The organism is Nocardioides pelophilus (assembly GCF_014180685.1).
In the GTDB taxonomy this organism is placed as follows: Bacteria; Actinomycetota; Actinomycetes; order Propionibacteriales; family Nocardioidaceae; genus Nocardioides; species Nocardioides pelophilus.
Genome location: NZ_JACEHF010000209.1, coordinates 1 through 6,509, shown reverse-complemented (window position 1 = coordinate 6,509; position 6,509 = coordinate 1). Strand labels below are relative to the sequence as shown.

Here is a 6,509-nt window from a genome sequence, read left to right as displayed (position 1 = left end):
GGGCGCGCCGCCCGCTACCGGCTGCTCGAGACGCTGCGGGAGTACGCCGGCGAGCGGCTGGGCGACGAGCGCGACGCGGTGGCCGATCGCCACGCCGCCTGGTTCTGCGACTTCGTGCTCGAGTCGGAGGGCAAGCAGGGCAGCGTCCACGCCTGGGTCGCGCTGCTCCACCCGGAGCACGCCAACCTCCGGGCCGCCGTCGCCCGGCTCGCCACGATCGCCGTCGGCGACCCGGCCACCGGAGCCCAGCTGCTGGAGCTGGCCGGGGCGCTGGGGCGGTACTGGTACCACGTCGCGCCCGGGAGCGAGGACGTCGAGTGGCTGCCGCGGGCGCTCGCCCTCGCGCCGGACACCGACCCGCACACCCGCGGCCGGACGACGTACGCCCTCGCGATCTGCCGGGCCGAGCAGGGACGGACCGAGGAGGCGATCGAGCTCTGCCGTACGGCGTACGACCTCCTGCTGGAGGCCGACGACCCGCTCTGGGCGGCGCGGGTGATCAACTCGCTCGCCGGCATCGTCCACGACGACGGCCGGATCGAGGAGGCGGCTCCGTTGATGGACGCGAGCATCGCCCTGCGGCGGGGCCTCGACGGCGAGCTGTCGCTCGCGATCCCGCTCTCCAACCGGGCCCGCAACGCGATGCAGCTCGGTGACACGGCGACGGCGCGGGAGTGCCTGGCCGAGGTCCTGGAGATCGCGGCCGACGACCCCGTCGAGGTCGCCGTCGCCCACTCGCTCCTCGCCGACACCGCGCTCGCCGACGGTGACCTCGACGAGGCGCAGACCTGGCTCGCGTCGGCGAGCGAGATGCTGCTCGGGCTCGAGCACCACGCGTTCCGGTTGATGGAGGTGCTGGAGACGTTCGCGGCGATCGCCGTCCGCCGGGACCGGCCAGCGCTCGCGGTGACGCTGGTGGCGGCCGCCGACCGCGCGTACGCCGACGAGGGGTCGGTCATGGTGCCCGCCGACGTCGCCCTGCGCGAGCAGCGCATCGGTCCGGCGGTGGCCGCCCTGACCCCCGACGCGCGCACGGCTGCCGAGCTGCAGGGCGCCGCGCTCGCCCTCGACGCGGCCGTCAGGCTGGCGCGGGAGGAGCTCCTCCACAACCCCCACGGGTAGGTTGGCCCCTGTGGGGGTCGTATCCGGCATCGACCGCACCCAGCGCAGGATCCCGCTGATCGGGGTGCCGCTGGCTGTCGTCTACAAGTACTTCGACGACCAGGGCAACTACCTGGCCGCGGTGCTGACGTTCTATGCCTTCTTCGCGATCTTCCCGCTGCTGCTGCTGGCGTCGTCGATCCTCGGCTTCCTGCTCCAGGGCTATCCCACCCTCGAACGGGAGGTGCTCAGCTCGGCGCTCGCGCAGTTCCCGATCATCGGCACCCAGCTCGGCAAGCCCGACGGCCTGCAGGGATCCGTCGGCGCGCTCGTCTTCGGTGGGCTCGGTGCGCTCTACGGTGCCGTCGGCCTGGGTCTCGCCCTGCAGAACGTCCAGGCCGCCGCCTGGGCGGTGCCGCGCAACATCCGCCCGCACCCGGTGCTGACCCGGATCACCAGCCTGTTCCTGCTGGCGACTGCCGGCACCATCGTGCTCGGCATCTCGGTGCTCTCGGCCGTGATCACCGAGACCGAGCTGGTCGGCACGATCAAGGACTACGTGTGGTTCGACTGGCTGGTCCGGTTGGTCACGGTCCTCATCCTCGGCACGGTGATGACGATCCTGCTGCGGATGGCCGCGGCGAAGGCGATCAACCACGACATCGCCCGGGCTGCCCCCGGCGGGTTCACCATCGCCGTGCAGTGGCAGTTCCTGCAGTGGCTCGGCGCCTGGTACGTCGCGCGGGTGGTCGACGCCACGAGCGAGATGCAGCAGACGTTCGGCGTCGTCCTCGGCCTGTTCGGGCTGCTCTACATCGGCGCGATCATGGGCGTGCTCGGCATCGAGGTCAACGTCGTGCTCGCTGAGAAGCTGTGGCCGCGCGCCCTGCTGACGCCCTTCACCGACCAGGTCGACCTCACCGAGGCCGACCGCAAGGCCTACGCGATGTATGCCCAGAGCCAGCGGCACAAGGGGTTCGAGACGGTGTCGGTGCGCTTCGACGGCCGCAACGGCGACAGCCACGAGATCGTGCTCGACCCGCGCACCGAGGAGATCATCAAGCAGCGGATCCCGGCCTCGCCGCCGCTGCCGTCGGAGGAGGAGACGACCCGCCCGCTCCGGGACAACCGACCTGGAAACTAGTGACACAGGTCACAGCAGGCTGTATAACCTGTTCTAGTTTCCGAGGAGGGACCCCCCATGAGCGCACGTTCATCCCTGCCCGAGCTCAGCCGCCGTACGTTCCTGACCGGAGCGGGCGCCGCCGTCGGCGTCGCCGCCGTCGGTCTGCCCCGGACCGCCGCGGCCGCTGACATCCCCAACGGCGCGTCCGTGCCCGTGCTGGTCATCGGCACCGGGTACGGCGGCGCGGTCACCGCCCTGCGCCTCGCCGAGGCCGGCGTCGACGTCCAGATGGTCGAGATGGGCATGGCCTGGGACACCCCGGGCGCGGACGGCAAGATCTTCTCCACCACGACCGCGCCCGACCACCGGTCGTACTGGCTGCGCACCCGCACCAAGCAGCCCGTCAGCAACTTCTTCGGCTTCCCGATCGACAAGGACGTCCCGCGCTTCACCGGGATCCTCGACGCCGAGGAGTTCGCCGGCATCACGGTCTACCAGGGCCGCGGCGTGGGTGGCGGGTCGCTCGTCAACGGCGGCATGGCCGTGACGCCCCGTCGTGACCTGTTCGGCCAGGTGCTGCCGACGGTCGACGCGAACGAGATGTACGGCGTCTACTACCCGCGTGCCGAGGCGGGCCTCGGCGCCGCCCTCGTCGACCCCGCGTGGTGGGGGAGCACGGCGGCCTACCAGTACAGCCGCGTCGGCAAGAAGCACGCCGAGCGGTCCGGCTTCCCGTGGCGGTTCGTGCCGACGGTCTACGACTGGAGCTACATGAAGGCGGAGGCCGCCGGCACCGCCACGAAGTCGGCGCTCGCCGGTGAGGTCCTCTACGGCAACAACGCCGGCAAGCTGTCGCTGCAGAAGACCTACCTGGCGCGGGCGAGGGCCACCGGCCGGGTCACGATCTCCCCGCTCCACCGGGTGACCTCGGTGCGGCCTGCGTCCGGTGGCCGTTACGCGGTCGTGCTCGAGGTCCTCGACACCGCGGGCACCGTGACCGCCACCAAGGAGGTCACCGCCGACAAGGTGTTCTTCGCGGCCGGGAGCGTCGGCACCAGCAAGCTGCTCACCAAGCTCAAGGCCACCGGCGTGCTGCCGAACCTCAACGGCGAGATCGGCAAGGGCTGGGGCGACAACGGCAACGTCATGTGTGGCCGGGCCAACCACATGTGGGACCCGACCGGCGCACTCCAGTCGACGATCCCCACCATCGGCATCGACAACTGGGACGCCGGCGGCGCGTTCGCCGAGGTCGCGCCGCTGCCGGTCGGCATCGAGACCTACGCGTCGCTGTACCTGTCGATCACGAAGACCCCGAACCGTGCCCAGTTCACGTGGAACCCCACCACCGGCAAGGTCGACCTGGGCTGGCAGCAGAGCTGGAAGCAGACCTCCATCACCGCGGCGAAGACGATCTTCGACAAGATCAACAGCAAGGAGGGGACGATCTATCGCACCGATCTCTTCGGTGGCTACAAGATCTGGAACGACACCCTCACCTACCACCCGCTCGGCGGTGCGGTGCTCGGCAAGGCGACCGACAACCACGGTCGCCTCCACGGCTACTCCGGGCTGTACGTCGTGGACGGGTCGCTCATCCCTGGCGCCGCCACCGTCAACCCGTTCGTGACCATCACCGCGCTGGCCGAGCGCAACATCGACCACGTCCGCGCCACCGACTTCTGACGGGTCACCCTCAGGTCGTGGGGGGCTCCTCGCGGAGGAGGGAGCGCAGCTCGCCCAGGACGTCGTCGTCGAGACCCAGTCCGGCGCGGAGGTAGGCCTCGCGGTCGCCGTACCTCTCCTCGACGGCGTCGTACCCCGACCGGAGGTACTCGATGTCCGCCACCAGGGTCGGCTCGAAGGCCGCGACGAAGGCCGGGCCGATGTGGCTTGCGATCTCGGCCTCGACCCGGGCGCGGCTGCTGCCGGTCAGCGCGTTCGTCAGCAGGTAGTCGCTCTCGATCGTGGGGTCGTCGACGCCGGCGAGGTGCAGCAGCAGCGCGGCCACCCAGCCGGTGCGGTCCCTACCGGCGGTGCAGTGGAAGAGCTGGGGGCCGCCGGTCGCGAGCTGGCGGAAGAGCTCGCCGAACTCCGCGCGCGAGTCGTCGTTCTCGACGAAGCCGCGGTAGACCCGGTCCATCAGGTCGACGGCAGTGCGCCGGTCGCGCAGCTCGGCGACCTGCTCCATCGGGACGCCGGAGACGTCGAAGTTGTGCCACGCCGCGCCGGGGACCGGGGCATCCGGGTGTCGCTCGATCTCCGACTGGGAGCGCAGGTCCAGCACCGCGCGGAGGCCGAGCCCCGCGAGCGTCCCGTGGTCGTCGTCGGTCAGCCGCAGCTCGTTGGAGCGGTAGAAGACGCCGCGCCGCACCCGGGCGNCGTCGGTCAGCCGCAGCTCGTGGGAGCGGTAGAAGACGCCGCGCCGCACCCGGGCGCCGTCGCGCGTGGCGTAGCCGGGACCGGCGACGTCGCGGAAGTTGTCGGCCGACGCCAGCCGGAGGATCTCGTCGCCAGTGGACATGGCGCGAAGCCTAGGCGGCGTCCGGTGATCGTCGCGGGGGCAGCGGCACGAACATCGAGGTCCGCCGCGCGTAGTCGCGGTACGCCGGCCGCTGCATCATGCTCTGCTCGAGCAGCCGGGCTCCCGTGGCCCAGACGAGGAAGTACGTCATCGCGGCCGGGGCGATCACGGTGGCGAGGCCCGCGACCCAGCCGCTCGCCAGGCCGCCGGCGAGCCAGATGCCCCACCACACGCACGCGTCGCCGAAGTAGTTGGGATGGCGGGTGAACCGCCACAGGCCCGTGTCGAGCACCGGCGAACGCGTGGTGCGCGGTTCGCGCCTGTAGGCAGCGAGCTGGGCGTCGCCGACGGCTTCGAAGAACACCCCCGCGGCCCACAGTGCGAGACCGACCGCGACCAGCGGCCACCACGCGATGCCGGTGACCGCGCCGACCGACAGCGGCAGCGCGACCAGGCAGACCGCGGCTCCCTGGACGAGGAAGACCTTGCGGACGGCGACCCCCATCCCGACCTCGACGAGCGGACCGCCGAGCAGCCGCTCGTAGCGGGGGTCCTCGCCGCGGCCGCTGCGCTGGTGGATGTGCCGCGACAGCCGGAGCCCCCAAACGCCGACTGCCGCGGCCAGCACCCAGGAACGCCAAGGCGCTCCCTCGTCGAGTGCTGTTCCCACCCCGGCCGCCGCGACCGCCGCGAGCGTCAGGGCGATGCCCCACGCCACGTCGACCACGACGACCCGGCCTTGGCTCCGTGCGATCAGGGCGGTGACCGTCATCGTCGCGGCGGCGACGACGGCGACGACCCCGAGCGACCAGAGCAGGGAGGTCACCACGAGCGCTCCGCGGGGAGCGTGTGCGGTGCACCGGGGCGCACCATGAGGATCTGGTCGACGCCCATCCGCCCGTCGCGGAAGGCCATCGAGCCGCCGACCAGGTAGAGCCGCCAGACCCGGACCATCTCCTCGCCGACGAGCGCGGTGATCTGCTCCAGGTTGGACTCGAACCGGTCGAGCCAGCCGGCGACGGTCAGCACGTAGTGCTCGCGCAGGGCGTGCACGTCCCGGACCTCCAGACCCGCGTCCTCGAGCATGCCCACAGTCTCGCCGACCGGCCGCATGTGCATGTCGGGTGCGATGAACGACTCGATGAACGGACCGCCGCCCGGCCACGGTCCGGACCGCGACATCTGCTGGACCAGCACCCGGCCACCGGGCCGCACCGCGTCGCGCAGGACGCCGGCGTACGTCGGGTAGTTGTCCTCGCCGACGTGCTCGCCCATCTCGAGCGAGGCGACCGCGTCGTACTCGGCACCCGGCAGGGGTACGGCGTCGCGGTAGTCGCACAGCCGGAACTCGACCAGGTGCTCGACCCCGCGCCGGCGCGCCGCTGCCTCGGCGAAGCGGCGCTGCTCCTTGGAGATCGTCACGCCGACGACGTGGACCCCGAAGTGCTCGGCGGCGTGCAGGGAGAGCGACCCCCAGCCGCAGCCGACGTCGAGCATCCGCATCCCCGGCTCGAGGCCGAGCTTGCGGCACACCAGCGACAGCTTGGCGTGCTGCGCCTCCTCGAGCGGGACCGATGCGTCGGCGTGGTAGCCGCAGGAGTAGGCCATCGACGGATCGAGGATGAGCGAGTAGAAGTCCGTCGACAGGTCGTAGTGGTGGCTGATGGCGCGCCGGTCGCGCTCCCGGGTGTGCAGCCGGCCCCGCACCCGGGCCTGGGTCGGGGGCGCGGCGGGCGGACGGCCGATGACCCCCAGTCC

At 71.8% G+C, this 6,509-nt stretch carries 6 protein-coding genes; 3 read left to right on the top strand and 3 right to left on the bottom strand.

The window, feature by feature from the left end; translation table 11 throughout:
- From H0488_RS21170 to H0488_RS21160, 3 genes are all read left to right on the top strand, one after another.
- Nucleotides 1-1,122 (top strand): tetratricopeptide repeat protein (locus H0488_RS21170; RefSeq protein ID WP_183101194.1); only part of this gene is annotated, 1,122 nt, incomplete at its 5' end.
- A 10-nt stretch (nt 1,123-1,132) separates the two neighbouring features.
- Nucleotides 1,133-2,245, top strand: a complete 1,113-nt coding sequence (locus H0488_RS21165) for a YihY/virulence factor BrkB family protein (protein WP_183101193.1) — start codon at nt 1,133-1,135, stop codon at nt 2,243-2,245.
- A gap of 57 nt (nt 2,246-2,302) precedes the next feature.
- The gene (locus H0488_RS21160; RefSeq protein WP_183101192.1) at nt 2,303-3,913 is read left to right on the top strand and encodes a GMC oxidoreductase; all 1,611 of its coding nucleotides are present in this window, start codon (nt 2,303-2,305) and stop codon (nt 3,911-3,913) included.
- A 10-nt stretch (nt 3,914-3,923) separates the two neighbouring features.
- Here H0488_RS21160 and H0488_RS21155 read toward each other — a convergent pair whose 3' ends face one another.
- The 3 genes from H0488_RS21155 to H0488_RS21145 form a co-directional block, all read right to left on the bottom strand.
- The gene (locus tag H0488_RS21155) at nt 3,924-4,751 is read right to left on the bottom strand and encodes a tyrosine-protein phosphatase (RefSeq protein ID WP_183101191.1); all 828 of its coding nucleotides are present in this window, start codon (nt 4,749-4,751) and stop codon (nt 3,924-3,926) included.
- 10 nt (nt 4,752-4,761) lie between these two features.
- Nucleotides 4,762-5,577 carry a DUF1295 domain-containing protein gene (locus H0488_RS21150; RefSeq protein ID WP_312856468.1) on the bottom strand — a complete coding sequence of 272 codons (816 nt, stop codon included), beginning with the start codon at nt 5,575-5,577 and terminating at the stop codon, nt 4,762-4,764.
- A partial coding sequence (locus tag H0488_RS21145) for an SAM-dependent methyltransferase (RefSeq protein ID WP_183101190.1) occupies nt 5,574-6,509 on the bottom strand: 936 nt, incomplete at its 5' end. The genes H0488_RS21150 and H0488_RS21145, both read right to left, overlap by 4 nt.